The sequence below is a fragment of the Saccharothrix ecbatanensis genome, assembly GCF_014205015.1.
Classification (GTDB): Bacteria; Actinomycetota; Actinomycetes; order Mycobacteriales; family Pseudonocardiaceae; genus Actinosynnema; species Actinosynnema ecbatanense.
The window spans coordinates 7,945,069-7,970,833 of sequence record NZ_JACHMO010000001.1 but is presented as its reverse complement, the minus strand read 5'-3'; the positions used below and the strand labels follow the sequence as shown (position 1 = coordinate 7,970,833).

The 25,765-nt window shown below is 69.4% G+C and carries 24 protein-coding genes; 11 read left to right on the top strand and 13 right to left on the bottom strand.

Annotation, left to right across the window (positions count from 1 at the left end; translation table 11 throughout):
- Positions 1 to 15: 15 nt before the first annotated feature.
- On the top strand, positions 16 to 1,746 hold the full coding sequence (locus tag F4560_RS35060; RefSeq protein WP_184927392.1) for an FAD-dependent oxidoreductase: 1,731 nt from the start codon (positions 16 to 18) through the stop codon (positions 1,744 to 1,746).
- A 32-nt stretch (positions 1,747 to 1,778) separates the two neighbouring features.
- Positions 1,779 to 2,735 carry an o-succinylbenzoate synthase gene (locus F4560_RS35055; RefSeq protein ID WP_184927391.1) on the top strand — a complete coding sequence of 319 codons (957 nt, stop codon included), beginning with the start codon at positions 1,779 to 1,781 and terminating at the stop codon, positions 2,733 to 2,735.
- A gap of 62 nt (positions 2,736 to 2,797) precedes the next feature.
- Here F4560_RS35055 and F4560_RS35050 read toward each other — a convergent pair whose 3' ends face one another.
- From F4560_RS35050 to F4560_RS35020, 7 genes are all read right to left on the bottom strand, one after another.
- The gene (locus F4560_RS35050; RefSeq protein WP_312869656.1) at positions 2,798 to 3,823 is read right to left on the bottom strand and encodes a CapA family protein; all 1,026 of its coding nucleotides are present in this window, start codon (positions 3,821 to 3,823) and stop codon (positions 2,798 to 2,800) included.
- Positions 3,824 to 3,897: 74 nt separating this feature from the next.
- Entirely contained in the window at positions 3,898 to 4,536 is a 639-nt protein-coding gene (locus F4560_RS35045; RefSeq protein WP_184927390.1) for an SRPBCC family protein, read from the bottom strand.
- Positions 4,533 to 5,387, bottom strand: a complete 855-nt coding sequence (locus F4560_RS35040; protein ID WP_184927389.1) for an FAD binding domain-containing protein — start codon at positions 5,385 to 5,387, stop codon at positions 4,533 to 4,535. The genes F4560_RS35045 and F4560_RS35040 overlap by 4 nt, the downstream gene beginning before the upstream one ends.
- Positions 5,384 to 7,828 (bottom strand): xanthine dehydrogenase family protein molybdopterin-binding subunit, encoded by a 2,445-nt coding sequence (locus F4560_RS35035; protein ID WP_184927388.1) that lies wholly within the window; start codon positions 7,826 to 7,828, stop codon positions 5,384 to 5,386. Before F4560_RS35035 ends, F4560_RS35040 begins: the two co-directional genes overlap by 4 nt.
- Positions 7,825 to 8,370, bottom strand: a complete 546-nt coding sequence (locus tag F4560_RS35030) for a (2Fe-2S)-binding protein (RefSeq protein ID WP_184927387.1) — start codon at positions 8,368 to 8,370, stop codon at positions 7,825 to 7,827. The genes F4560_RS35035 and F4560_RS35030 overlap by 4 nt, the downstream gene beginning before the upstream one ends.
- Before the next feature lie 108 nt (positions 8,371 to 8,478).
- Positions 8,479 to 9,585, bottom strand: a complete 1,107-nt coding sequence (locus F4560_RS35025; protein WP_184927386.1) for an XdhC family protein — start codon at positions 9,583 to 9,585, stop codon at positions 8,479 to 8,481.
- A complete protein-coding gene (locus F4560_RS35020; RefSeq protein ID WP_184927385.1) occupies positions 9,578 to 10,663 on the bottom strand; it encodes a vWA domain-containing protein in 1,086 nt (361 codons plus the stop codon). The genes F4560_RS35025 and F4560_RS35020 overlap by 8 nt, the downstream gene beginning before the upstream one ends.
- A 148-nt stretch (positions 10,664 to 10,811) precedes the next feature.
- Between F4560_RS35020 and F4560_RS35015 the strand changes: the two genes are divergently transcribed.
- The 7 genes from F4560_RS35015 to F4560_RS34985 all read left to right on the top strand — a co-directional run bounded on the left by F4560_RS35015 (position 10,812) and on the right by F4560_RS34985 (position 18,365).
- Complete coding sequence (locus tag F4560_RS35015) at positions 10,812 to 12,005, top strand: DNA cytosine methyltransferase (RefSeq protein ID WP_312869655.1); 1,194 nt, start codon at positions 10,812 to 10,814, stop codon at positions 12,003 to 12,005.
- Between the two features lie 4 nt (positions 12,006 to 12,009).
- Entirely contained in the window at positions 12,010 to 12,792 is a 783-nt protein-coding gene (locus tag F4560_RS35010; RefSeq protein WP_221483743.1) for a GIY-YIG nuclease family protein, read from the top strand.
- 19 nt (positions 12,793 to 12,811) lie between these two features.
- A complete protein-coding gene (locus F4560_RS35005) occupies positions 12,812 to 13,243 on the top strand; it encodes a very short patch repair endonuclease (RefSeq protein ID WP_246477923.1) in 432 nt (143 codons plus the stop codon).
- Between the two features lie 144 nt (positions 13,244 to 13,387).
- A complete protein-coding gene (locus F4560_RS35000) occupies positions 13,388 to 14,230 on the top strand; it encodes a hypothetical protein (protein WP_184927384.1) in 843 nt (280 codons plus the stop codon).
- 76 nt (positions 14,231 to 14,306) lie between these two features.
- The gene (locus F4560_RS34995) at positions 14,307 to 15,548 is read left to right on the top strand and encodes a ParB N-terminal domain-containing protein (RefSeq protein WP_184927383.1); all 1,242 of its coding nucleotides are present in this window, start codon (positions 14,307 to 14,309) and stop codon (positions 15,546 to 15,548) included.
- Positions 15,545 to 17,443, top strand: coding sequence for a DEAD/DEAH box helicase (locus F4560_RS34990; RefSeq protein ID WP_184927382.1), 1,899 nt, complete (start codon positions 15,545 to 15,547; stop codon positions 17,441 to 17,443). Before F4560_RS34995 ends, F4560_RS34990 begins: the two co-directional genes overlap by 4 nt.
- The gene (locus tag F4560_RS34985) at positions 17,418 to 18,365 is read left to right on the top strand and encodes a protein NO VEIN domain-containing protein (RefSeq protein ID WP_221483742.1); all 948 of its coding nucleotides are present in this window, start codon (positions 17,418 to 17,420) and stop codon (positions 18,363 to 18,365) included. The genes F4560_RS34990 and F4560_RS34985 overlap by 26 nt, the downstream gene beginning before the upstream one ends.
- On the opposite strand, the gene F4560_RS34980 is transcribed toward F4560_RS34985, so the two are convergent.
- A complete protein-coding gene (locus F4560_RS34980; RefSeq protein WP_184927380.1) occupies positions 18,366 to 19,241 on the bottom strand; it encodes an AAA family ATPase in 876 nt (291 codons plus the stop codon). It abuts the gene before it with no gap.
- A complete protein-coding gene (locus tag F4560_RS34975; RefSeq protein ID WP_184927379.1) occupies positions 19,238 to 20,122 on the bottom strand; it encodes an AraC family transcriptional regulator in 885 nt (294 codons plus the stop codon). Before F4560_RS34975 ends, F4560_RS34980 begins: the two co-directional genes overlap by 4 nt.
- Positions 20,123 to 20,231: 109 nt before the next feature.
- Here F4560_RS34975 and F4560_RS34970 point away from each other — a divergent pair, with 109 nt between their 5' ends.
- Both F4560_RS34970 and F4560_RS34965 read left to right on the top strand, forming a co-directional pair.
- Positions 20,232 to 21,014 carry an NADP-dependent oxidoreductase gene (locus tag F4560_RS34970; protein ID WP_312869652.1) on the top strand — a complete coding sequence of 261 codons (783 nt, stop codon included), beginning with the start codon at positions 20,232 to 20,234 and terminating at the stop codon, positions 21,012 to 21,014.
- 71 nt (positions 21,015 to 21,085) lie between these two features.
- The gene (locus tag F4560_RS34965) at positions 21,086 to 21,307 is read left to right on the top strand and encodes a PspC domain-containing protein (protein ID WP_184927377.1); all 222 of its coding nucleotides are present in this window, start codon (positions 21,086 to 21,088) and stop codon (positions 21,305 to 21,307) included.
- A 3-nt stretch (positions 21,308 to 21,310) separates the two neighbouring features.
- On the opposite strand, the gene F4560_RS34960 is transcribed toward F4560_RS34965, so the two are convergent.
- From F4560_RS34960 to F4560_RS34945, 4 genes are all read right to left on the bottom strand, one after another.
- Positions 21,311 to 22,672 (bottom strand): beta-N-acetylhexosaminidase, encoded by a 1,362-nt coding sequence (locus tag F4560_RS34960; RefSeq protein ID WP_184927376.1) that lies wholly within the window; start codon positions 22,670 to 22,672, stop codon positions 21,311 to 21,313.
- On the bottom strand, positions 22,669 to 23,505 hold the full coding sequence (locus tag F4560_RS34955) for a carbohydrate ABC transporter permease (RefSeq protein ID WP_184929570.1): 837 nt from the start codon (positions 23,503 to 23,505) through the stop codon (positions 22,669 to 22,671). Before F4560_RS34955 ends, F4560_RS34960 begins: the two co-directional genes overlap by 4 nt.
- A 65-nt stretch (positions 23,506 to 23,570) precedes the next feature.
- Positions 23,571 to 24,461 carry a carbohydrate ABC transporter permease gene (locus tag F4560_RS34950; protein WP_184927375.1) on the bottom strand — a complete coding sequence of 297 codons (891 nt, stop codon included), beginning with the start codon at positions 24,459 to 24,461 and terminating at the stop codon, positions 23,571 to 23,573.
- Positions 24,458 to 25,738 (bottom strand): extracellular solute-binding protein, encoded by a 1,281-nt coding sequence (locus tag F4560_RS34945; RefSeq protein ID WP_184927374.1) that lies wholly within the window; start codon positions 25,736 to 25,738, stop codon positions 24,458 to 24,460. Before F4560_RS34945 ends, F4560_RS34950 begins: the two co-directional genes overlap by 4 nt.
- Positions 25,739 to 25,765 lie beyond the last annotated feature (27 nt).

Here is a 25,765-nt window from a genome sequence, read left to right as displayed (position 1 = left end):
CGAGGAGATCCGATCGTGCCCACCACTGACAAACCCTCCGACGACCCGACGCCAGGCGGCACCGCCGTCACCCCGTCGCCGGACGACGTGCCGGAGGTGCAGGCCGGCACCTCACGTCGCCGCTTCCTCGGCGCGCTGGGCGCGGTGACGGCGTCGTCCGCGCTGCTCCAGTCCATGACGGGCGCCGCGCCGGTCGAGGCGGCGCCGCTTCGGCGGCGGGACACACCGCGGAAGGCCCGCAACGGCGAGACCGTGCTCGTCCTCGGCGCGGGGATCGGCGGCCTGAGTGCCGCTCGGCAGCTGCTGGACGAGGGGTACGACGTCAAGGTCCTGGAGGCGCTGGACCGGCCGGGTGGGCGGAACTTCACCGCCAGGAAGGGCACCAAGGTCGTCGAGGTGCTGAAGGGCGGCGGATCGACCGTGCAGGAGTGCACGTTCGACGAGGGCCTGTACCTCAACCTCGGGCCCGGCCGGATCCCGTACCACCACCGGCGGGTGATCGAGTTCTGCACGCGCACGGGTGTGGAGCTGGAGCCGTACGTCATGGAGAACTGCGCCAACCTGTGGGCCGGCGGCTTCGAAGACGCCGCGCAGACCAATCGGACCGTGGCCAACGACATCCGCGGCCACCTCGCCGCGCTGCTCCACCACGCGATCAAGAAGGGCAAGCTGGTCAACGAACTCGCCCTGCTCGACGCCGACCAGCAGCGACGCCTGCTGGAACTGCTGGTCAAGTTCGGCGACCTGGACCGCGGCCACGACTACGCGTACACCGGCTCCACCCGCGCCGGCTACCGCAAGCCGTTGGACATGGACATCTTCCCGGAGCCGCCACCGCCCGTGCCGCTCACCGAACTGGTCGACGCGAAGTTCTGGGACCACCAGTTCTACAACCCGATCGACTACCTGTGGCAGGGCACGATGTTCCAGCCGGTCGGCGGCATGGACAAGATCGTCGACGCGCTGGTCGCCGAGCTGCCGGACGGCGTGATCACCTACAACGCGCCGGTCACCGCCATCGACATCCTGGACGACGGGGTGCGCGTGACGTGGCGGCAGCAGGGCCAGACCACGTCCGCGGAGGTGCAACACGTCGTCAGCAACATCCCGGTGCCGGTGCTCAGCGGCATGGAGAAGAGCGGGTTCTCGACGGCCTACCTGAAGGCGATCGACTACGTGCAGTTCGATCCGTCGTGCAAGGTGGGGTGGCAGGCGGACAAGCGGTTCTGGGAGAACGACGAGTACCAGATCTACGGCGGCATCAGCTGGACGAATGACATCATCAACCAGGTCTGGTACCCGTCGAACGACTACTTCGGCGACAAGGGCACGATGACCGGCGCGTACAACTTCGACGCGGACGCGATCAAGCTCGGCGACATGGCGCCGGCGGACCGGTTGAAGGTGGCCCGCGAGTCGGCGGCCCGGCTGCACCCCGAGTTCGCGGACAAGGACATCGTCCGGCCCAACGGGTTGTCCATCGCGTGGCACCACATCCCCTACCAGGCGGGGGTCTCGGCGCACTGGAACCCGGCCGACCCGAGCGCGGCCATCGTCTACAGCACGCTGCTCGCGCCGGACAAGGGCCGGTTCTACGTGGTCGGGGACCAGGTGTCGCCGTTGCCGGGGTGGCAGGAGGGCGCGCTGATGTCGGCGGAGTACGTGGTGGGGCTGGTGACCGACCCGGAACGCCGGCAGCCGCCCGTCGTGCACCGGGTGCCGGATTCGCGTGCGATGCGTCCCTGATCGGCTATCCGGGTCGCCTCTACGATCACCGGGTGCTGGTCTACTCGATCCCGATGCGCAACCGGTTCCGCGGCATCACCGTTCGTCAGGGGGTGTTGTTGGAGGGGTCGGCGGGGTGGGGCGAGTTCTGCGCGTTCGAGGACTACTCGGACGCCGAGTCCGCGCCCTGGCTGGCTTGCGCCCTGGAGTCGGCTCAGGACGGGTGGCCGGCGCCGGTCCGGTCGCGGATTCCGGTCAACTGCACGGTTCCGGTGGTGTCGGCGGAGCGGGCGCACGCGATCGTGGCGGCGTCGGGGTGTTCGACGGCGAAGGTGAAGGTGGCCGATCCGGGGTCGGTGCTGGCCTCGGACCTGGAGCGGGTCGCGGCGGTGCGGGACGCTCTCGGGCCGTCGGGGGCGATCCGGGTGGACGCGAACATGGCGTGGGACGTGGACGAGGCCGTGGTGGCGATCCGCGCGTTGGAGCGGGCGGCGCGGGGGTTGGAGTACGTGGAGCAGCCGTGCCGGACGATCGAGGAGTTGGCGGCGGTGCGGCGTCGGGTGGACGTGCGGATCGCGGCGGACGAGTCGATCCGGCGGGCGGAGGACCCGTTGCGGGTGGCGGTGGCGGGGGCGGCGGACGTGGCCGTGATCAAGGTGGCGCCGTTGGGCGGGGTGCGTCGGGCGTTGGCCGTGGCCGAGGCGTGCGGGCTGCCGTGCGTGGTGTCGTCGGCGGTGGAGACGTCGGTGGGGATGGCGGCCGGTCTGGCGTTGGCGGGGGCGTTGCCGGAGCTGGACTTCGCCTGCGGGTTGGGGACTTTGGCGCTGCTGGACGGTGACGTGGCGGTCGACTCGCTGCGTCCGGTCGACGGCTGGCTCCCCGTGCCCGCGCAGGCCCCGGCACCGGACCGTTTCGCCGACTTCGCCGCGGACCCCGAGACAACCGACCGTTGGCTCACCCGTCTGGACCGGGTCCGCGGTGTGCTCGAACACGCAGGTCGCACGTTCTGAGCGTTGAACTCGGGGGTCCTGAACGTAGGACTCGCGCGTTCTGAACGTAGGACTCGCGGGGGTCAGGGGTGGGCGATGGTGGAGCCGAGGCTGTGGACGATGGTGTCCGTGCGGGTCAGGGCTTCGGTTCGGCGGGGGTTGGCGGGGACCCGGGTCAGGTCGACCACGCGGATCGGGGGGCCGAATTCGACCAACGTCGGGATGTAGGTGGCCTCTTGGACGGCCCAGCCGGACGGGCCCTTGACGAACTTGAAGCGGGTGATGATGCCTTCCTCCGTGATGCCGCGGGGCTCGGAGTGGCGGGCCACCTCGTTGCCCATGCCGTAGACGACCCACTTGCCGTTGATCTGCTCGATCGGCTGCACGGCGTGCACGTGCGTGCCGATGATCAAATCCACGGCGGGGTCGGCGAGCACGGCCCGCGCCATCTCACGCTGCTGCGGCGTCGCCTCGTGCTGGTACTCGTTGCCCCAGTGCAGGCTCGCCACGACGACCTCCGCCCCGGCCTCCCGAGCCGCACGCGCCGCCGCCAGCACACCCTCCGTCGACAGCTGGTTCGCCATCCACGGCTTCGGCAGCGGAATGCCGTTGAAGCCGTACGTGAACGCGATGTGCCCGACCTTCACCCCGCCCACGTCCAGCAGCAACGGTGTCGCGGACTCCTCCGGCGAACGGAACGAGCCGGTGTGCTTCAACCCCGCCTCGTCCATCACGTCCAGCGTCGTCTTGATCGCCGGCGCGCCCCGGTCCAACGTGTGGTTGGACGCGGTGGAACAGCTGTCGTAGCCGATCGCCTTCAACGCGGACGCCACCTCGTGCGGCGCGCTGAACGCCGGGTACCCGTACGTCGGCTCACCGGGCGCGGACAGCGGCGTCTCCAGGTGGCAGATCGACACGTCGGCGGCGATCGCCTCGCGCAGGCCTTCCAGCAGCGGCACGAAGTCGCGGGCGCCGTCGCGGTCCGCCTGCTCGGTCAACGCCGGGTGGATCAGAATGTCCCCGCCCGCGGCCAGCGTGAACGACGGCAGCTCGGGGACCGCCGAAGACGTGGTCGTCGGCGCGGGCGCACGCGGCGCGGTGATCACCACCGGCGACCCCGTGCAGGCCGCCAGCACGACCAGGCAGGCGACCAGCCCGAGGACCGGTCGCCCGCCACGCCCGTTCAGCGGTGCCGTCCGCGGAGTCTGCGGACCAGCAGCACCAGCACCAGCAGCCCGGCCACGACCGGCAGCACCCGCTTGAGCACGGGCACACCGGCGGTGTCGAGCAGGTCGATCGGCTCGTCCGGCACGGCGTGCAGCCTGGGCCGGGCGGGCGGGGCGGTCTCCGCGGTAGTCACCTGTTCAGCTTCCGCCGGCGCGAGCCGTGTCGCCAGGCATTCCGCGAACTCTCCGATGATCCGGCCGCTGACGTCGTTGATCAGGCCCCGGCCGAGCTGGGCCGGACGCCCGGTGATGTTCATGTCCGTGACGACGTACACCTCGGTGCCGGGAGCGCCTTCGGTGGAGGTCAGCGCCACGGACACGGTGGCGGAAGCGGTGCCGTTGCCCCTGGCGTCCTTCCCGGACGCCTTCAGCACGGCCGCGTGCACCCGCTCGTCGACGGACGTGAACTCGCCGGTCCCCTTGTACAGCAGCGTCACCGGCCCGAGCTTGACCTTGACCGTGCCGGTGAACTTCTGCCCGTCCACCCCGGTGAGGGTGGCGCCCGGCATGCAGGGCGCCACCTTCTCCGGGTCGAGCAGCGCCGCCCACACGTCCGGCACGGGCGCGGGAACGGTGAACCTGTGTTCCAGCTTCATGCGCTCACCGCGGCCGTCACCGCGCGTTCGGTGAGCACCCGGGCCAGGTGCGACCGGTAGTCGGCGTCGGCGTTGTTGTCGCTGGGCGGGTCGACGCCCTCGGCCGCGTGGGTGGCGGCGGCGGTGATCGCCTCGGCCGTCGCTTCCTGCCCGACCAGCGCCTCCTCCACCCCACGTGCCCGAACCGGCGTGGACGCCATGTTGGTCAGGCCGACCCGCGCCGCGGTGATCCGACCGCCGGACACCTGCACCGCCGCCGCGACCGCGACGATCGACCACGCCTGGGCGACCCGGTTGAACTTCTCGTAGTGCGCGCCCCAACCGGTCAGCTTGGGCACCTTCACGTGGGTCAGCAGCTCGTCGGGCGCGAGCGCGGTGGTGAAGTAGTCGAGGAAGAACTGCGCCGCCGGCACCTCCCGCGTCCCGGACGGCCCCGCGCACACCATCACCGCGTCCAGCGCCAACGCGGGCGCGAGCAGGTCACCGGCCGGGTCGGCGTGGGCGAGCGAGCCGCCGAACGTGCCGCGGTGCCGGACCTGCGGGTCGGCGACGGTGTCCGTGGCCAGGCACAGCAACCGGGCGTGCTCGCGCACCAACGGGTCGCGCTGCACCTCGTAGTGCGTGGTCATGGCGCCGATCCGGAGCGAGTCGCCGTCGTCGTGCACGCCGGTCAGCTCGGTCAGCCCGGACAGGTCGACCACCAGGGTCGGCGCGGCCAGCCGCATCCGCAGCACCGGGATGAGGCTCTGCCCGCCGGCCATCACCTTGGCGTCCTCACCGCCGGCGGCGAGGGCGCGCACCGCCTCGTCCACGGTGGTGGGCGCGATGTAGTCGAAAGCGGCCGGGATCATTCCGCACCTCCCCGCGCGTCAAGAGAACCGAGCCCGCCGCCCGCGCCGGGTGTTGTCGGCACCCCGTCACCACGGCGGTGGATCGCTTTCCACACCCGCATCGGGGTGCACGGCATCTCCACGTCGTCGACGCCCATGTGCCGCACGGCGTCCACGATCGAGTTGACCACGGCGGGAGTGGACGCGATGGTCCCCGCCTCGCCGACGCCCTTCACGCCGAGCGGGTTGCTCAACGCGGGCGTCTCGGTGCGGTCGGTGGTGAAGTGCGGCAGGTCCACCGCGGACGGCAGCAGGTAGTCGGCGAGGGTGGCGGTGGTGAGGGTGCCGAACTCGTCGTGCACCGCTTCCTCGTACAGGGCCTGGGCGATGCCCTGCGCCAGGCCGCCGTGCACCTGGCCTTCCACGATCATCGGGTTGACCACCTTGCCGACGTCGTCCACGCACACGTAGGAACGGATCTTCACCGCGCCGGTCCGCGTGTCGACCTCGGTGGCGCACAGGTGGGTGCCGTGCGGGTAGGAGAAGTTGTCCGGGTCGAACGTGGCCTCGGCGTCCAGGCCGGGTTCCATCCCGTCGGGCAGGTTGTGCGCGACGTGCGCGGCGACCACGACGTCACCGAGGGACATGGCGGTGGACGTGCCGCGGACGGTGAACTTGCCCGAGGTGAACTCGATGTCGCCCTCGCCGGCCTCCATCAGGTGCGCGGCGACCGTGCGGGCCTTGGCCAGCACCTTCTCGGCGGCGAGCACGACGGCCACGCCGCCGACCGCGAGCGACCGGGAGCCGTAGCTGTCCATGCCCTTGTGCGAGACGCGGGTGTCGCCGTGCAGCACTTCGACGTCCTCGAACGGCACGCCGAGCCGGTCGGCGACGATCTGGCTCCACGCCGTCACGTGGCCTTGGCCGTGCGGCGACGTGCCGGTGATCAGCTCGACCTTGCCGGTGGGCAGCATCCGGAGGGCCGCGTGCTCCCAGCCGCCCGCCGCGTAGCGCAGGGCGCCGAGCACGCGTGACGGGGCGAGCCCGCACATCTCGGTGTAGGTGGAGATGCCGATGCCGAGCTGCACCGGGTCGCCGTTGGCGCGGCGTTCGGACTGCTCGCGGCGCAACGCCGGGTAGCCGAACAGCTCCTTCGCCTTGTCGGTGGCGGCCTCGTAGTTGCCGGAGTCGTAGGTGAGCCCGGCGACCGTGGTGAACGGGAACTCCTCGTGCTTGATCCAGTTCCGTTCGCGCAGGTACATCGGGTCGACGCCGAGTTCGGCGGCCAGCTCGTCCATGATCCGCTCGATCGCGAACGTCGCCTCCGGCCGCCCCGCGCCCCGGTACGCGTCGGTCGGCGTCTTGTTCGTGAACACGTTCGTGCAGGTGAACCGGTAGGCCGGGAACTTGTAGATCGCGTTGTACATGAACGCGCCGAGGATCGGCACGCCCGGCGTGACGAGCCGCAGGTAGGCGCCCATGTCGGCGAGCAGGTCCACCTTCAGGCCGGTGACCGTGCCGTCGCGGCGGGCGCCGACGGTGATGCGCTGGAGCTGGTCGCGGCCGTGGTGCGCGGACAGCATCGACTCGGTGCGGGTCTCGGTCCACTTGACGGGTTTGCCGAGCCGGCGCGCGACGAGCAGCGTCAGCACTTCCTCGGGGGTGACCTGGAGCTTGCCGCCGAAGCCGCCGCCGACGTCGGGCGCGATGACCCGGATCTGCTGCTCGGGGATGCCGAGCACGGCGGACAGCATCCAGCGCAGGATGTGCGGCACCTGGGTGGCGGACCACATGGTCACCGAGTCGGGTGACGGGTCGACCACGACCGAGCGCGGTTCCATGAACGCCGGGATCAGCCGCTGCTGGCGGAACGTCCGCTCGACCACCACGTCGGAGCCCGCGAGGGCCTGGTCGACCTCGGACCCGGTGCCCGCTTCGGCGGAGTCGAACACCCAGGTGGCGCTCTTGTTCGTGCCCAGGTCGGGGTGCACGAGGTCGGCGCCGTCGGCGATGGCCCGTTCCAGGTCGAGCACGACCGGCAGGTCCTCGTAGTCGACGTCGATCGCGGACAGCGCGTCGGCTGCCTCGGCCGCGCTCCGGGCGACGACCAGCGCGACCGCCTCACCGGCGAAGTTCACCTGGTCCACGGCCAACGACGGCGCGGGCGGGGCGAGCATGTCCTCGGTGATCGGCCACGCGCACGGCAGGCTGCCCTGTTCGGCGGCGACGTCCTGGCCGGTGAGGACCATGAGCACGCCGGGCATCCGCACGGCCTCGGTGACGTCGATCGCGGCGATCCGGGCGTGCGCGACGGGACTGCGCAGCACCGCCATGTGCAGCATCCCGGTGAGCTGCATGTTGTCGGTCCAGCGGGTGGCGCCGGTGATCAGCCGGGCGTCTTCCTTGCGCAGCCTGGCTTTGCCTACTTCACGACCGGCCTCGGGGTCGGCGGTGGCGGTCATTCCCCACCACCGCCCGCGTGCGTCGGGGTGCGGCCGACCAGCTTCGTCTCGTCCACCCGCTCGGCTTCGGGACCGGCGCCGGGGCGCATCTGCTGCGCCGCGTCACGGACCGCGCGGACGATGTTCTGGTAGCCGGTGCAGCGGCAGAGGTTGCCCTCCAGGCCGTGCCGCACCTCGTCCTCGTCGGGATCGGGGTTGTCCGCGAGCAGGTCGATCGCCTGCATGATCATGCCGGGGGTGCAGAACCCGCACTGGAGCGCGTGGTTCTGGTGGAACGCCTGCTGGACCGGGTGCAGCTTCCCCTCGCGGGCCAGCCCTTCGATGGTGGTGACCTCGCGGCCGTCGGCCTGCACCGCGAGCACGGCGCACGACTTCACGCTGTGGCCGTCGAGGTGGACCGTGCACGCGCCGCAGTTGCTGGTGTCGCAGCCGACGACGGTGCCGGTCTTGCCGAGTCGTTCGCGTAGGTGGTGTACCAGCAGCGTGCGGGGTTCGACCTCGTCGCTGTAGTCGACTCCGTCGACGGTGACGGTGATCCTCATGAACCGACCCTCCATGTGTGGTGGTGATGGGAGTCACAACCGAGCCTGCTCTTAGTTGTCGCGTCAAACAACCCTTCTGGTGGCAACCCCTTCTGGTGGCAACCCCCCTCACTTGTGGATGGACCCGTCCGTCCGGGCCAGCCGCTCACCTCCCCCGCCCCACCGCAGCGCGATGATCTCCGCCGCGATCGACACCGCCGTCTCCTCGGGCGTGCGCGCGCCCAGGTCGAGGCCGATCGGGGACGACAGCCGAGCCAGTTCGCCCTCGGTCAGGCCCGCCTCGCGGAGCCGCCGCAGCCGGTCGTCGTGCGTGCGGCGGGAGCCCATCGCGCCGACGTAGCCGAGCTTGAGCCGCAACGCGACCTCCAGCAGCGGCACGTCGAACTTCGGGTCGTGGGTCAGCACGGCGACGACCGTGCGCTCGTCCACCTGACCCTCGTCGGCCTGCGCGGCGAGGTAGCGGTGCGGCCAGTCCACGACCACCTCGTCCGCTTCCGGGAACCGGGTCTTCGTGGCGAACACCGGGCGCGCGTCGCACACCGTGACGCGGTAGCCGAGGAACGTGCCCAGCCTCGCCAGAGCGGCGGCGAAGTCGATCGCGCCGAACACCAGCAGCCGGGGCGGCGGCTCGAACGAGTTCACGAACACCGTCATGCCCTCACCGCGCCGCTGGCCGTCCGGCCCGTAGTGCAGGGTGCCGCTGCGGCCGGTCGCGAGCAGGCCGCGCGCGTCGTCGGCGATCGCGTCCCTCGCCCGGTCCGAGGGGATGTCCCCGGTGGCCCGGTCGGGTCGGACGACCAGCCGCCGGCCGACCCACTCGGGGTGTTCCACGACCGTGGCGACCGCGACCGGCTCGCGCGCCTCGACCGCCTCCAGCACCTCGGGCAGCTCGGGGAACGAGTCCCGGTCGATCGACTCCACGTAGACGTCGATGATCCCGCCGCAGGTGAGGCCTACCGCGAACGCGTCGTCGTCGCTGACCCCGTACCGCTGGAGCACCGGCTCGCCGCTGTCGACGACCTCCTTGGCCAGCTCGTAGACGGCGCCTTCGACGCAGCCGCCGGAGACGCTGCCGACCACCTCGTCGTCCGCGCCGACGAGCATCGACGCGCCGGGCGGTCGGGGGGCGGAGCTGAACGTGGCGACGACCGTGCCGACGCCGACGGTCTCGCCACGGTCGACGCGACGGGCCAGTTCGGCCAGGACGTCACGCAAGTCGTACCTCCTCAAGCAGGGCGTGCAGGGTGTCGAGGCTGTGGCCGGCGAGCAGCCGGTCCAGGTGCGGGAGGGCGGCGGCGATGCCGGACTGGACGGGCAGGTAGCCGTCGTGCCCGGCGTGCGGGTTGACCCAGACCACCTTGTGCGCCAAGCGTTTGAGCCGTTGCGCCTGTTCGGCGAGCAGCGCCGGGTCACCGCGTTCCCAGCCGTCCGAGCAGATGACCACCACGGCCCGCCGAGCCGCGCCGCGCTGACCCCAGCGGTCCAGGAACACCTTGATCGTCTCGCCGAGCCGGGTGCCGCCCTCGAAGTCGGGGACCGCGCGGGCGGCGGCGGCCATGGCCTGTTCGGGGTCGCGGTGGCGGAGTTGGCGGGTGACCCTGGTCAGCCGGGTGCCGAGCGTGCAGACCTCGACGGGCATGCGGCGGGCGACGACGTGCGCGAAGCGGAGGAGGGCGTCGGCGTAGGGCTTCATCGAGCCGGACACGTCGATCAGCAGGACCACTTTGCGAGGTCGGGTCTTCCGGTCGCGGTGCCGTGGCCTGGTCAACTCGCCGGTGGCCAGCATGTCCTTCAGCGTCCGGCGTGGATCGATCCCACCTCGCCGTGCGGGCGTGCGGCGCAGTGCACGGCGGGTCGGCGGCACCGGTTCGAGGGCCGCCAGCAACTCCTGGAGGTGCCGCTTCTCCGCCGGGCTCAGCTTGGCGATGTCCTTGCGCCGCAACACTTCCACGTCACTGGCGGCGGCCTTGACCGTCGGCGCCCGCCCGTTCCGCTTCGCCGTGCCGTCACCCAGCGCGGCCAGGTGGCTGGTCTGCCGTGCCCGTTTAGCCGGAGCCCGCGGGGGCATCCCCCCGAACCAGGCGGTGAACGCCGCGTCGTACCGGGGCAGGTCGTCCGGCTCGGAGCAGAGGGTGAGCCGCCCGGCCCAGTAGACCTGGTCCCGTTCGGCGAGGTCCAGGTGGCCGACGGCGGCGACGAACGCCTGCGCCCGATCCGGCCCGCACGCCACGCCACCGTGCCGGAGCGCGCGGGCGAACCCCACGAGCCCGGTCGACGCTCCGGCTCCGGTCATCCCACGATTGTGCTCTGGACACCACACTTACGCATGATCGTGTCGATGTCAGCGCACATGTCCGCCAAATGCCCATAAGATCGAACAAGAGTGCGACCTGCCGACAAGGGCTCGCCGCGGAGAGAGTAGGTTTCGTACAGTGCGCGCCGTGTCGAAGCTAGCCCAGGCCAGCGAGCCGACGTTGCCGTTCGAACCCACGGAGCCTGTCGCAGCGGAGTTCTTCGCCGGCATCGGCCTCGCCCGGCTTGGCCTTCAGCAGGCCGGCTTCCGGGTCTCGTGGTCGAATGACATCGAACCGGCGAAGCGCAACATGTACGTGCAGCACTTCACCGAGGACACCGAGGACACGCACAAGTTCGTCCTCGAAGACATCGCCGAGGTCCACGCCGACAGCCTTCCAACCGGTCGACTGGCGCTCGCTTGGGCGTCGTCCCCGTGCGTCGACGTCTCGCTGGCCGGCGCGCGACTCGGATTGAGCGGCACCCGGTCCGCCGCGTTCTACCAGTTCACCCGCATCCTCCGTGAACTGCCGCTCGACCAGCGCCCTCCGGTGGTCACCCTGGAGAACGTGGTCGGGCTGGCCACCAGCCACAACGGCGCAGATCTCAAAGCTGCGATCAAAGAGCTCAACAAGCTCGGATACTCCGTCGACGTCCTCACCTTGGACGCGCGGTGGTTCGTGCCGCAATCGCGTCCGCGCCTGTTCGTCGTCGGAGCGCTCAATCCTCCGAAGGACACACCCGACGCGAACCCGCTCCTGCGCCCGGAGTGGCTGCAAGGCCCCTTCCGCGACAAATCGCTCGACACTCATCGCTACCTGCTCCCTGACATCGAGCCCTCGCCCGATATTTCGCTGTCACAGGTCGTCGAACGCTTGGACGGGTCCGATTCCCGCTGGTGGGACCCGATTCGTGTCGCCTCCTTCGAGAACCAGCTGTCGCCGATCCAATCGGAGCGGCTCGAAAAGCTGCGCAAGGCGCGTAAGACGACACATCGCACGGCCTACCGCAGGACCAGGCAGGGCAAGCCCCAGTGGGAGATCCGCTCGGACGACATCGCCGGTTGCCTGCGCACGGCGCGTGGCGGCTCGTCTAAGCAAGCGGTCGTCGAGGTGGGCAAGGGCGAGCTGAAGGTTCGCTGGATGACGGGGATCGAGTACGCGCGACTCATGGGCGCGGGCGACTACATGATCGACGGGCATCGGGACGGTCACCTGATCTTCGGGTTCGGCGACGCCGTGTGCGTGCCGGCCGTGGCCTGGCTGGGCAAGCACTACCTGATGCCGCTGACTCAACTGGCGTCCGAAAACGCGGACACGCGATTGGCTGCTGTGGGAGCCTGATCGGGTGTCTCCGAGACCCACGAAGAAAAGCCTTCCCGCGAAGTCCGTGCAGGACTTCCGCGCTCTTCTCGAACTCGCCTTGGACACCAAGGACGACCAAGGCCGCAAATGGGCGGACGCCCAATGGGGTTGTTACGCTTTCTACGACTACGAAGGCGAGCCGATCTACGTCGGTCAGACCAACGAGCGACTCCGCGCCCGCGTTCGCCGACACCTGAGCAATCAGCGGACCGATGCTGTGGCGATGCGCATCCTGGACGTCTTCGAGGTCGCCGAGATGCAGCTCTGGCCTCTTTGGGAGTACGAGGGCATCCCCGCCGCGAACAAGCAGGCCAGACGACACCTCGACAGCGTCGAGTACAACGCCTACACCCTCGCCATCGAGGAGAGCCGATTCAAGGCAATCCTCAACGAGAAGATCCCTCCGGTCTCCGATCTCGGCGACCTGCCGCCGTCCAAGCGGTTCGCCCTGATCAGCGACCAGACCCGGGAGGAACGCGGCCACCCCGACGTCCGGATCGCACGCCGGGCCGAAACGGTCTCCCGCCTGGCCGCGGTCGCGCACGAGCGGGGTGAGGTGTCTACAGGTCTGCGGCGGGTGCTGGTCATCCAGGCGGTCCGACTCGCCTACCTCGCCGCCACCCGGCTCGCCGAGGCGGAAGGGCGTTCCGCCCCCGATGCCGATGTGATCCACATGGAAGGCCTCGTCGGCAGCGTCCGACGGCCGCTCACGCCCTCGGACACCGACACCCCGGATGGCGGCGAGCTCGAACTCGACTTCGAGTGACCCGGCTAGGGTGTTCAGCATGCCGGAAGCGTCCTGGGCGACCAGTGGAGCGACTCGCAAGTCCATGCAGGCGAACCGGAGCCGCGACACCAAACCCGAGTTGCGCCTCCGCAAGGCCCTGTACGCGATGGGTCTGCGCTACCGGGTGTGCACCCGACCGCTGCCCGACGTCCGCCGAACGGTCGACATCGTCTTCCGCAGGGCCAAAGTCGCCGTCGAGATCCGCGGGTGCTTCTGGCACGGATGCCCGCAGCACTACCGGGCGCCGTCCTCCAATAGCGGCTACTGGTCGGAGAAAGTGCAGCGCAACATGCGTCGGGACGCGGACACCGCGGCGCGCCTGGCCGAGGCCGGCTGGACGCTGACCGTGGTGTGGGAACACGACGATCTCGACGTCGCGGCGGAAGCGATCGCGGAGCAGGTCAAGCGGCGACCCGACCGCAGCGGCTAACAAAAGAGCATCGGCTCCCGATCAACTGATAATCGTCGCCTTGTCGACGTCACGGTCTCGACGTCTGGAGTATGTTGCCGTTGTGAAGGCATTACGCATGGGATCCGTAAGAGTCGAGCTGATTGCACGCAGGGGCGATGGCGCATGAGCCCGGAGGAAGCGACGCCCTGTCGTCATGCGGGCGCACCTCCGCCGGAGATCGTCGACAAGGTGTCCAGACTTATCAACGAACTCGCCGGAGAGGCTGACTACCTCAGCCGCCGCGGCCTTACCGAAGCCGAATTCCGTAGCGCTTTGCCGATGGCTATTGAGGCGATTCGGGGGCGTGTCAGTGCGAATAACGTGGAGCGGCGCGAGTTCCTGAAAGGCCTGTTCGAAGCCATGCTGAACAAAGGCCTGATCGGAGCCTTCACCACCCCCGTGGCCGGCGAGGAGACGGTGTACCGGCTGAGCATCGAGGGCCGGGGCGAGATCGCGGTGATCCAGAAGGGCTGTCCGGACGGCCACCACAGCAGCGTGGCGTGGGAAGTGCCGAAGTGGGCCGACGAAACCTACCTGTGGTGGCTGTGCTCCAGCATGCGCTACCACCCCGGCGAACATGTGACCAAAGGCGTCACCCGGTTGCGCAAGCGGTTTTTCTCCGAGCGCCCTGGTCGACTCGACGGCGTCATCTTCCACAACGAGCTGTGCGGCACGCCGCACCGCATCTGTCCCAAGATGTCCAACTCGATTGACATCGGGGGGCAGTCCGTACCTCCTCCGTGCGTCTACGTCATGCCCGACGATGACGAGACGGAGGACGGCTGGAACTGGAAGGGCCATCAGGTCCGGGTGTTCCCCGAGCTGCTGTTGAGCCTCTTCGGCATCACCGCAGAGAAGGCGGCGACCTTCACCGGCCACATCGGCTTCCAGCAGAGAGCAGGCGCCGTGAAGACCATCGTCACCGGACGGTTCGGCCCGTTCCGATCCACCACCTACAGGAGTTGACACGGTGCCGAATCCAGCACTTGACCAGGATCGGGCGGCCTTTCTCGAAGCACGCGACAAGAGGGGATACGTTGCCGTGCCGGCCTGGCCCCGGTCGGACAAGGAGCTCCCGCGCGTCGAAGTAGAGGTGAGTTGGGTCCGGTTCTCCACCAGGAACCACCGGACCACCGCCGAACAACGGCGCGAGATCCACGCCAAGGGTCGCCCTGACCTCTTCACGGCCGATCCGCTCGGCGAGGAGGCGCAGGAGGCGCAGTACCGGATTCTGGCCGGCCAGGAGGGTTTCGACTCCCTCAAGGACGATCTGAAGGAACGCGGCCAACAAGAGCCGGCGATCATCACCGCCGACGGCATCCTGATCAACGGGAACCGGCGGACCGCAGCCCTACGCGCGTTGTACGAGGACCGACACCTCAAGGCCCAGTACGTGCAATGTCTCGTGCTGCCGCAGGACGCAACCGAGAACGAGCTGGTGGACCTTGAGGCCGAGCTCCAAGTGGCTCGCGACTTCAAGCAGGAGTACTCGTGGATCAACGAGGCTCTGCTCATCGAGGAGCTGTTCGACCGGGAGGGCAAGGACTACCTGAAGGTGGCCCAGCGGATGCACCGGGACGCGAGCGGCGTCCGTTCGCTGCACGAGAAGCTCCAACAGGTCCACCAGCTCGTGTCCTTGTCCAACGGCGCGCGTCTGCACATCGACTTCAACGACAACGAGTCGGCGTTCGACGAATTGGCCAAGCACATCAAGAACAAGCCCCAGGCCGAGGCTGCCAGCGTTCGGTCGGCCTACTTCCTCGGCACTCTGGCCAACGTGCAGTACCGCAAGCTGCGCAACCTGCGTCGGGATGACGCGGCTGAGCTCGTCAGGCGTGAGGTCGAGGGGGATGCCTCGTTGCGGCTCGTGCTGGAGACGGTCGAGCAGCAGACGGAAGATCCTGTGGACGACGACCTTATCGGCGATCTCGTCGGCCCGCCGAGCACCGCCTCACCTCTGGACGGCGTGCTGGGGCTTCTGGCTCAGAAGAGGCCCGAGGAGACCATCGAGCTTGCCGGCGGCGAGCGGGTGCTGACACGTGATGTGCTCGAAAGCCTCAACAACGCCATCACCAACGCGGCGGAAGAAGCCGAGGAACAGGAACGCGACCAGACCGCGGTCAAGGCTCCGATAACGCGCGTCGACAAGGCTATCGCGGAGCTGAAGCGCGTGCTCATCGCCTTGCCGAAAGCTCGCGACTACCCGAGCTGGGACGAGAGCGCCCTGACGGCGAAGCTCGACGAGCTGGAGGCGTTGACGCGTGAGATCAAGGAGCTTCCTTGATCAAGTTTGAGCTGTACCAGCGGGGCCGGCCGGTAGTCGTCGCGAACGCCGGGCCCGATGCCAATCCGGGCGCGTGGGCAAGGTTGCAGGAGGCTTTCTCGCGGGGCATCGTCGGCGGCTCGTTGAACCGGATCGACGTGCGCGTCGACGTCTTCTTCGCCGAGCTGGCCGCCATCCAGGAGATACGACGTCTGTTCGGAGAGAGCGTCGAACTCGGTCCGACGCTGCGGGATCAACTGCAGCTGCTCAAAACAGATCGCTTGGAACGCGAGCGAGCGATCCCGCCGATGGAGACCTACGACATCTCATCCCTGCCGGAGCAGCTGCGGGCCGCAGGCTTCACGCGGCGCGAGCTGATGCCGTTCCAGTTGGAGAATCTGGCGACCATCGTCCGGTTGCCGCACGGAGCCGACTTCTCAGTGCCTGGCGCGGGCAAGACCAGCGTGGCCCTGGCCAACTTCGCCCTCGGGCGGGCGCGGGGGCGGGTCGCGCAACTGCTCGTCATCGCCCCGATTGCCGCCTTCCACACCTGGAAGGAGGATGCGGCGGCCTGTCTGGAGCCTGCTCCGACCATCGCCGTGCACTCAGGGCCGAACTCGTTCATCCCGGACGACGTGGATATCGTCCTCACCAACTACAACCGCGTCGCGTCCGACTACGACCGCATCCGGGAGTTCGTCGCCCGACGGCCGACTCAAGTCGTCCTCGACGAGGCGCACCGCATCAAGCGCGGCGAACTCGGGGTCCATGGCCGAGCGGTGCTGGACTTGGCGTATGCGGCTCGACGCCGCGACGTGCTCACCGGCACTCCCGCACCACAGGGAGCCTTCGACCTCGTAGCGCTGATGCGGTTCCTCTATCCCGGCCAGGACCGGCAAATCCTTCCACCCAGCGTCTACGTCGAGCGTGATGGCCGCGAAGACCACGTGCTGCAAGCGACGGGTAACGCCATCGCCCGCTATTTCGTCCGCACCCCGAAGGCGAAACTCGACCTTCCACCCACGACCTTCTCGGTGGAACTCGCCACCATGCGCCCCCTCCAGAAGGCGATCTACGACGCCCTGGCCGGCCGCTACCGAGGCCACCTTGCCCTGGACACGTCGTCCCGCCGGAAATTCGACCGGCTCGGCCGGATCGTGATGTACCTGATGGAGGCGGCGACCAACCCGATGCTCCTGGTCGCCGGATCCGAAGCGAATGACGACCAGGGCTTCGCGCACCCTCCGCTGGACATCCGAAAGGGCGAGCCGCTCGCCGAACTGTTGCAGCGGTACCGCGAGTACGAGGTGCCTTGGAAATACGACCGGGTGCGGGAGATCGTGGCCGAGGCTGCTTCGAGGAAGCAGAAGGTGATCGTCTGGTCGACGTTCGTGCGCAACCTCCGCTCGCTCGCCCTCCTTCTCGAGGAGCACAACCCGGCGGTGGTGCACGGTGGTGTTCCTCCGGAAGACGGCGCACCGGCGAACGCGATCACGCGCGAACAGGAACTCGACCGATTCCGGCATGAGGACGACTGCCACGTGTTGCTTGCCAACCCGGCCGCGTGCGGGGAAGGCGTCAGCCTGCATCACTGGTGCCACCACGCCGTGTACCTCGACCGGAGCTTCAACGCCGGTCACTTCCTCCAGAGCCAGGACCGCATCCACCGCTTGGGGCTGCGTGATGACGTGATGACGCGTTTCACCCTGCTGCTGAGCGAAGGCACCATCGATCAGACGGTCGACAGCAGGTTGCGGGAGAAAGTCCAGGCTCTCGGGCGGTTGATGGATGATTCGGGACTCGTCCGGGTTTCGTTGCCCGAACCCGACGCCGGACAGTTGAACCAGCCTGCTTTCGCCGACGACGAGCGGGCCGTCATCGCCCACCTCCGTGAAGCGGTGGCGCATGCTCCCTAGGCACGGCTTCGCGTTCGGCGTTTTCCTGCTGGCTCGTGCGGCACGCGTCAAGCGGCGACGCGAGGTCGACGAGTGGATTGATGCGGCCAGGGCTCCCCGGTCGTTCCTGTCCGCCGAGGTCGATCTCGCAAAGCCGGTCGACGTCCTGTTCAAACTCAGGTTGGCTTGGTCGGCGGGCGGTGGGATAGTCGTCGAGTCGCGATTGCTCAGCTTGTCCGAATCAGCTGACCGGGCAACACTGCACGGCATTGCCCGGCTCCTGCTGGCCGCCGACCCTCCGTTGTGGCTGCGAGTCGCGGTCACCTCCGCCGGTGTGGCACGTGAGTACATCCCCGAAGAAGACCTGGTCGCGCTCAGTTGGCTCGAACCTGATCTGGACGCTGTTCTCCTCGGTGCCCGTGCAGATCTGACATCCCCGTTCCAGGAGCCGCTGAGGAAGGCGATCGGCGATGCGGCCGAACTGTTCGTGCTCGCCGCACTGGTGAGGGCCGGTGCGCGACCCGTGCACGTGGCCCGCATATCCGACAAGTATGGATACGACATCGAGGCCCAGGTGCCTGTGATCAGACGGATCGAAGTGAAGGCGGCTGGCACAACGACTCGCGGCGCGTTTCATCTGACTCGCAATGAATTCGACAGGAGTCGTTACCACGGCAAAGAGTGGGAACTGATTCAGGTCGTTTTCGCGAGTTCCGCAATGCTCGCCGACCAACTGGATGCATCCCACATCGAGGACGTTCTCAAATTGACCCACGACACACTCTCCGCACTGATCCCCCCTGACTCGGCGAACTTCACCTGGAACGAGTCCGCCCTGATCAAACCCCCTCCTGCGGCTTGGCAGCCGGCAAATCTCCAGATGGACGTCACGTTTACCACGCCAGGTTTTCGGAACACGCCGTCATATCAGGAGGCGCGATAATCAAAGCGATTCAGCAGGACATAGGATGCCGGAAGAAAGGGCACGTTGTGCGTCCTCGCGGTACTTCAGGACGGCACCGAGCGTGGTGGCCGCGGTTTCCGCGTCCAGTTCGGCGCGGCCCAGGGTGAGCAGGGCTTCCGCCCAATCGAGGGACTCGGCGACGCCCGGCGGCTTGAGCAGGTCGAGTTCGCGCAACCGCCGCACGGCTGACGCGACCTGGTGCGCGAGGCGTTCCGTGACGCCGGGCAGCCGCCGCCGCAGGATCGCCACCTCGCGGGCCAGGTCGGGGTGCTCCAGCCAGTGGTAGAGGCAGCGGCGCTTGAGGGCGTCGTGCACCTCGCGGGTGCGGTTCGAGGTCAGCACGACCAGCGGCGGGGTCTTCGCGGTGACGCGGCCGAGTTCGGGGATCGTCACCGAGTTCTCGCCCAGCACCTCCAGCAGGAACGCCTCGAACTCGTCGTCCGCCCGGTCCACCTCGTCGACCAGCAGCACGCACGGCGCGTCTTCGAGGGCTTGGAGCAGCGGGCGGGCGAGGAGGAAGCGGCGGGCGTAGAGGGACGCCTCGGCTGCCTCCGCGTCCACCGGGCCGGCCGCTTCGAGGGCGCGGAGGTGCAGGAGCTGACGGGGGAAGTCCCAGTCGTAGAGGGCTTGGGTCGCGTCGATGCCCTCGTGACACTGGAGGCGGATCAACGGCAGGGCGAGCGCCTCCGCGAGCGCCACCGCGAGGGACGTCTTGCCGGTGCCCGGCTCGCCTTCGCAGAACAACGGGCGGTGCATGCGCAGGGCCAGGTAGGCCGCCGTCGCGATACCCGCGTCCGGCAGGTAGCCGACCCGGTCCAGCGCGGCGGCGAGCTCCTCAGGTGCGTCAGGCGTCACGTGGTCGAGGGTAGGCGGCGGTAGCGGCCCGGCGCTGTGCCGCGCGCCCGCTTGAACGCGGCGGCGAACGCGAACTCCGAGCTGTAGCCGACCTGGGCCGCGATGGTCGACAGGGGCGCGTCGGTGTCCTTCAGGAGACGGGCGGCGGTCGTCATCCGCCACCAGGTCAGGTAGGTCAGCGGTGGTTGGCCGACGAGGGCGGTGAACCGCTTGGCGAACGGCGCCCGGGACAGGCCGGCGGTGGCGGCGAGCCGCGCGACCGTCCACGGGTGCGCGGGGTCGCGGTGGATGTGGTGCAGCGCGGTGGCGGTGACCGGGTCGTTCAGGGCGGCGGCCCAGCCGGTGGTGTGGGTCGTCCCCGTGGACCAGGCGCGCAACAGGTAGAGCAGGAGCGTGTCGAGGAGGGCGGGCACCAGGGCGTCCGAGCCGAGGCGCGGGTGTTCGAGCTCGCCGGCGAGGAGGGCCGCGGCGGCGAGCAGTTCGGGGTCGGACACGAGGACCGTCCCGGGCAGGTCGCGCAGCAGCGGGTGGACGTGGTCCAGCTCGTACGCGCCGCACAACGTGACGGTGGTCGGGTGCGCGGGCACGGGGTGGTCCACGACGGAGTCCGGGTCGCACGCCTCTGTGGCCAACGGGGTGGTGGGGCTGTCCGCGAGCGCGTGGCCCCGGCCGTCGGGCAGGAACACGACGTCGCCCTCGCGCAACTCGACGGGGTCGGCGTGATCGCGCAGCAGCCAGCACGCGCCCTTGAGCACCACCTGGAACCCGGACGCGCCCGGCACCGGCGCGAACCGCTGCCCCCACGGCTTCTCCCACGCCACCCGGGCCACGACCGGCCGACCCGTCCGCATCACGGCGATCACGTCACTCAACACGTCCACGAGACGATTGAACATGAAGTCGGGATGCGTGAGCATGGATCGTCTTGTGTCCGGTTCGTAGGTTCATCTTGTGAAGAGCGCGAGGATTCATGCGTACGGTGGCCCGTCCGTGATCCGGGTCGACGACATCCCCATTCCCGCACCGGGGCCGGGCGAGGTGCTGGTCGAGGTGGCGGCGACGTCGTTCAACCCGACCGAGGTGGCGGTGCGGGCGGGGCTGTTCGGCCTCACCCTGCCGCTCACGCTCGGCTGGGACGTGGCGGGCACGGTCGACGGCGAGCCGGTGGTCGGCTGGATCGACGGTGCGGCGGCCGAGTACGCGGTGGCCGCGCCGGACCGGCTGGCGCCCGCGCCGACGACCGTCCCGCTGACCGACGCCGCCGCCCTCCCGCTGGCCGGGCTCAGCGCGTGGCAGATGGTGTTCGACCACGGCCAAGTGCAAGCGGGACAACGGGTTCTGGTCAACGGCGCGGGCGGCGGCATCGGCGGGTTCGCGGTGCAGCTGGCCAAGCACGCGGGCGCGCACGTCACCGCCACCGCGTCCCCTCGCAGCGCCGACGTCGTGCGGAAGCTGGGTGCGGACGAAGTCGTCGGCTACGGGCCGACCGGCACGTTCGACGTGGTGCTCAACCTGGTCCCCGACGCCGAAGTGGCACGGCTCGGCGGCGTCGTGGTGTCGGCGACCCTGAGCGACGCGCCCGACGCCCACTTCGTCACCCGCTTCGACGCCGCGCAGCTCGCGGAGTTGATCGGTCTGGTCGATCGAGGAGTGGTCGTGATAGACGTGTCCGAGCGGCACGGCCTGGCCGACCTTCCGGAGATCCACCGCCGGGCCGAAGCGGGCGACCTCAGGGGCAAAGTCCTGGTGGAGCCGACCCGCACGGAACCCTGAGAGCGGGGGTCCGGGGGAAGTCAGGGTGCGTCCCCGATGTCCCGAAACGCCTGGCAGAGCACTCTTGAGCCATGACGAACGACGTGCTCAACGAAGCCACCGCCAAGGTCAAGAAGCTCCGTCGCAGCCGGAACGACAAGATGGTCGCCGGTGTGTGCGGCGGCGTCGCCAAGCTCATCGGCGTGGACGCGGCGCTGCTGCGCATCCTGCTGGTCGCCGCCACGCTCTTCGGTTTCGGCGCCGGCGCCATCTTCTACATCGCGGCGTGGATCATCATGCCGGAAGAGGACTGAGCCCTACCGGGGGAAGCCGGGCACGCCCGGGAGCTCCTGCCACGGCCGGGGACCGTCGAGGGGGCGGTACTCGACGCCCAGCGCGTCGAGCCGCGGCAGGTGGTGCTCGGCCAGCCGGGTCCGGAACTCCGCCACGTCACGTCCGGCGGGGCTCCACACGACCTCGGCGAACGCGCTCAGCCGGGGGAAGGCGGCGTAGTCGAGCCGCCTCGGTGAGTCGAGGTGTTCGGTCCACAGGTTCACCTGTGCGCCGAGCACCCGGTCCGGCGGCTCGTACCCGTAGACGTCCTCCAGCGTGGTGACCGTGCCGACCGGGATGGGTTCACGGGGGTCGTCGGACTGGCGGTAGTCCAGGTACAGGTACCGCTCAGGGCACATCACCACGTCGTGCCCGCGTTCCAACGCCGTCAGCCCAGGCTCCTCGCCACGCCACGACGCCACGATCATCCGGGTGGGCAGCGGACCGGCGGTGCTGTCCGATGCGCGGTCGAGCACCTCGTCCCACCCGAACGCCCGCCGTCCGCGCTGGTGGAGGTGCTCCGCGATCCGCCGCACGACCCGGCCGTCGCCGCCCTCCGTCTCGTCACCGCCCAACCCGACGACCTCGGCGGGAAAAACGTCCAGCACCTCGTCGAACACCTGCCGATAGAAGTCCACAGTGGACTCCTCCGGCACGATGACGTTCGGGTTGATCCCCCAATCCGTCCACACCCCGCCGCCTGCCACGCCGAGGGACGGGTACGCCGCGATCGCCGCCTGGCTGTGCCCCGGCACGTCGATCTCCGGCACCACCGTGACGTGCCGCTGCGTCGCATACGCGACCACTTCCCGCAGGTCGTCCTGGGTGTAGTACCCGCCGTGCGGACGTCCGGCCATGCCGCCGGACCGCCGGTCGCCGAACCGAGAGTCGGCCCGCCACCCGCCGACCTCGTGCAAGCGCGGGAACCTCACCGACTCGAACCGCCAGCCCTGGTCGTCGGTCAGGTGCAGGTGCAGCACGTTCAGCTTGTGCGCGGCCAGCAGGTCGACGTACCGCAGCAGGTCGTGCTTGGGCAGGAAGTGCCGCGCCACGTCCAGCATCACCCCGCGCCACCCGAACCGGGGTTGGTCCACCACCTCGCACACCGGCAGCGTCACCCGATCCGGTGGAACCGCCCGGAACGCCCCCGGCCCGCTCAACTGCCGCACCGTCTGCCGCGCGTAGAACTCCCCGGCGTCGTCGGACGCCCACACCCGCACACCATCCGCGGCCACGGACAGCCGATAGCCCTCAGCCGGCACGTCCACCCGCGATACGTGGACCGTGCCGTCGAAGACGACTTCCCCATCACCCCGGACGAACGACACCGGACGCGGCAGGATCACGACTTCACCGCCCCCGCCAGCCCCGCGACCAGCCGCCGCTGCACCAGGATGAAGAACACCAGCACCGGGATCGTCATCAACGTCGAACCTGCCATGATCGCGCCCCAGTCGTTCTGGTCGGGTTTCACGAACACCTGCAACGCCAACGGCAGCGTCTGGTTCTCCGCCGCCGAGATGATGAACGTCTTGGCGAACAGGAAGTCGTTCCACGCGTGGATGAACGACAGCACGCTCGTCGCCACCAACCCCGGCGCGACCAGCGGGAACAGCACCTGCCACAGGAACCGGAACCGGGACGCGCCGTCCAGCGTGGCCGCCTCCTCCAACTCCGCCGGCACCGCCGCGACGAACCCGCGCAGCATCCAGATCGCGAACGGCAGGCTGAACGCGAGGTGCACCAGCACCAGCGAACCCAGGTGGTTCAGCCCGAACACCGGCGCCACGTCCCGCACGGACCGCATGAGGAAGAACAGCGGGATGGTCAACGCCTCCACCGGCACCATCTGCACCACCAGCAGCATGATCAGCAACGTGGTCCGGCCGCGGAACCGGAACCGGGTCAGCGCGGTGGCCGCCAGGAACGAGATCAGCAGGCTCAGCAGCACCACCACGACCGCCACCACGATGCTGTTGAGCAGGTAGCGGCCGAAGCTCTGCACGGTCAGCGCGCGCACGAAGCTGTCCAACGTCGGCGCGAGCGTCCACGGCCGGGGGTCGGCCGAGATCACCTCCGCCTCCGGTTTCAGCGCCGTCAGCACCATCCAGTACAGCGGGAACGCCACCACCGCCGCGATCACGACCGTGACGGCCTCCGCGACGCCCCGCGGCGTGATCCACCGCGACGTGCCCCCTCGCGACGTGACGCCCCACGACTGGACGCCCCGCGACGCCTGCCGGTTCACAGCACCTCCCCGCTCCGCCGCAACGCCCGCAGGTACCCGACCGTGACGGCCAGCAGCAACACCGTCATCACCACGCCGATGGCCGCGCCCAGCCCGTACTCGGACGCGGCGAACGCCTGCTGGTAGGCGTAGACGTTGAGCACCAGGTTCCGCCCGGCGATCCCGCCGCCGCCGGTCATGACGTAGATCTGGGTGAACACCTTGAAGTCCCAGATGACCGACTGGATGGTCACCACGATCAGCAGCGGTCGCAGCAGCGGCAGGATCACGCTCGTCGCCGTCTTCACGGTCGACGCCCCGTCCAGCGCCGCCGCCTCCAGCACCTCGCCGGGGATCGACTTGATGCCCGCGTAGAGCGTGACCATGACGAACGGGAACGAGCACCACACCACCTGCGCCGCGACCAGACCGAACGCCACCCACTTGTCGTAGGTCCAGGAGAACCCGGTGGTGCCCAGGACCTCGTTGACGAACCCGAAGTTGGCGTCGAACAGGAACAGCCAGATGGTCGACCCGGCCACCGCCGGCGTCGCCCACGCGCCCAGCGCGGCGAGGAACAACGTCATCCGCGCCCACGTCCGGACCCTCGTGGCCAGCACCGCCAGCACTGCCCCGACCAGCAGCGTCCCGGCCACGCACACCGCCGCGAACCCGACCGTCTGCCCCAGCACGGCCCAGAACCGGTCCTGCGACAGCAGCTTCGTGTAGTTCCCCAGGCCCAGGAACGCCAGCGGCGCCCCACCGCTGACCTGTTCCTGGCCGTAGTCGAACAGGGAGATCAGCACGAGCTGGTAGACCGGGTAGCCCATCAGCCCGGCCAGCACCAGCAGCGCGGGGGCGAGGTAGGCGAACGCGATCCGCCCGTCGCCCCTCCTCGTCGGCATCATCCGCCGAAGGCGGCGTTCATCTGCTCGGCGGCCTGCGCGGCGGCCCGGTCCAGGTCCTCACCACCGGCGGCGACCTGCTGCAACAACGTCGGCAGCACGGCCTGCGCGTCGATCTTGGCCCAGTCGGGCGTGACCGGCACGAACCGCGTGCCCGACTCCAAGGTCTTGATGAACGGCTCCAGCACCGGGTTCGCCTTCGCCACCTCGGCCTGCACGTCGCCGAACGTCGGCAGGTTGCCCATCGCGTCGAACATCTTGCGCTGGTACGCCTTGCCGCCCAGCAGCCGGACGAACTCGTTCGCCAACGTCTTGCGCGGGCTGCCCTTCATCACGCCGAGCAGGTTGCCGCCCGCGAACGCCGGCGCGATCTCACCCGCGTTCTTGCCCGGCAGCGGCACGACCGCGTACTTCCCGGCGGCGCTGGACGCGTCGACCGACTTGCGGTTGAAGTCGCCGCCGATCACCATCGCCGCCTTGCCCGCGCGGAACGCCTCGACGCTCGCGTCACCGCCGTTGCCCGCGCACTGGGCCGGCGGGCAGATGTCGTCCGCGATGAGCTCGGTGTACTGGCGGAGACCGGCTTTGGCCTCGGGGCTGTCGATGGTGGAGACGTACTTGTCGCCGTCCTTGCGGGCGATGTCACCGCCGTTGGCCCACACGAACGGCATCGCGCCGTACGTGTACTTGCCGCCGGCGGAGATGCCGAGCAGGTCCGGTTTCGCGGCACGGACCTGCCGCGCGAGCGGGGCGATCTCGTCCAGCTTCGTCGGTGGCTTGAGGTTCAGCTCCTGGAAGATGTCGGTGCGGTAGTAGAGCGCGCGCACGCCGACGTACCAGGGGACGCCGTAGACCTTGCCGTCCACCTTGCCGGTGTCGAGGACGGCGGGCAGCAGGTCCTTCGCGTCGGGCCACTGGCCGAGGTCGAGCTCGGCGAAACCGCCGCCCGCGACGTAGCCGGCCAAGTCGGTGTTGCCGAACTCGGCGACGTCGGGCGCGCTGGCGGGGTCGCTGAACGCGGCCTTGAACCGCTCGGCGCGGGTCTGCACCTGGATGTACTGGACCTCGACGGTGACGCCTTCGTGCGCGTTCTGGAACTCGGTGATCGCTTCCTGGACCACCGCCTCCTTCGGGCCGTGGTTCACCTCGTCGAACAGCCAGACCCGGAAGTGGCCCGTCTTCTCGTCCGTGCCGGTGCCCGTGACGGGGCCGGACTGGACCGGGGTGCACCCGGCCAGCACGGCGACGCCGACGACGGCTGCTGTCAGTGCGAACCGCATCACTTGCCACCTCTTTCGCAACGTTGC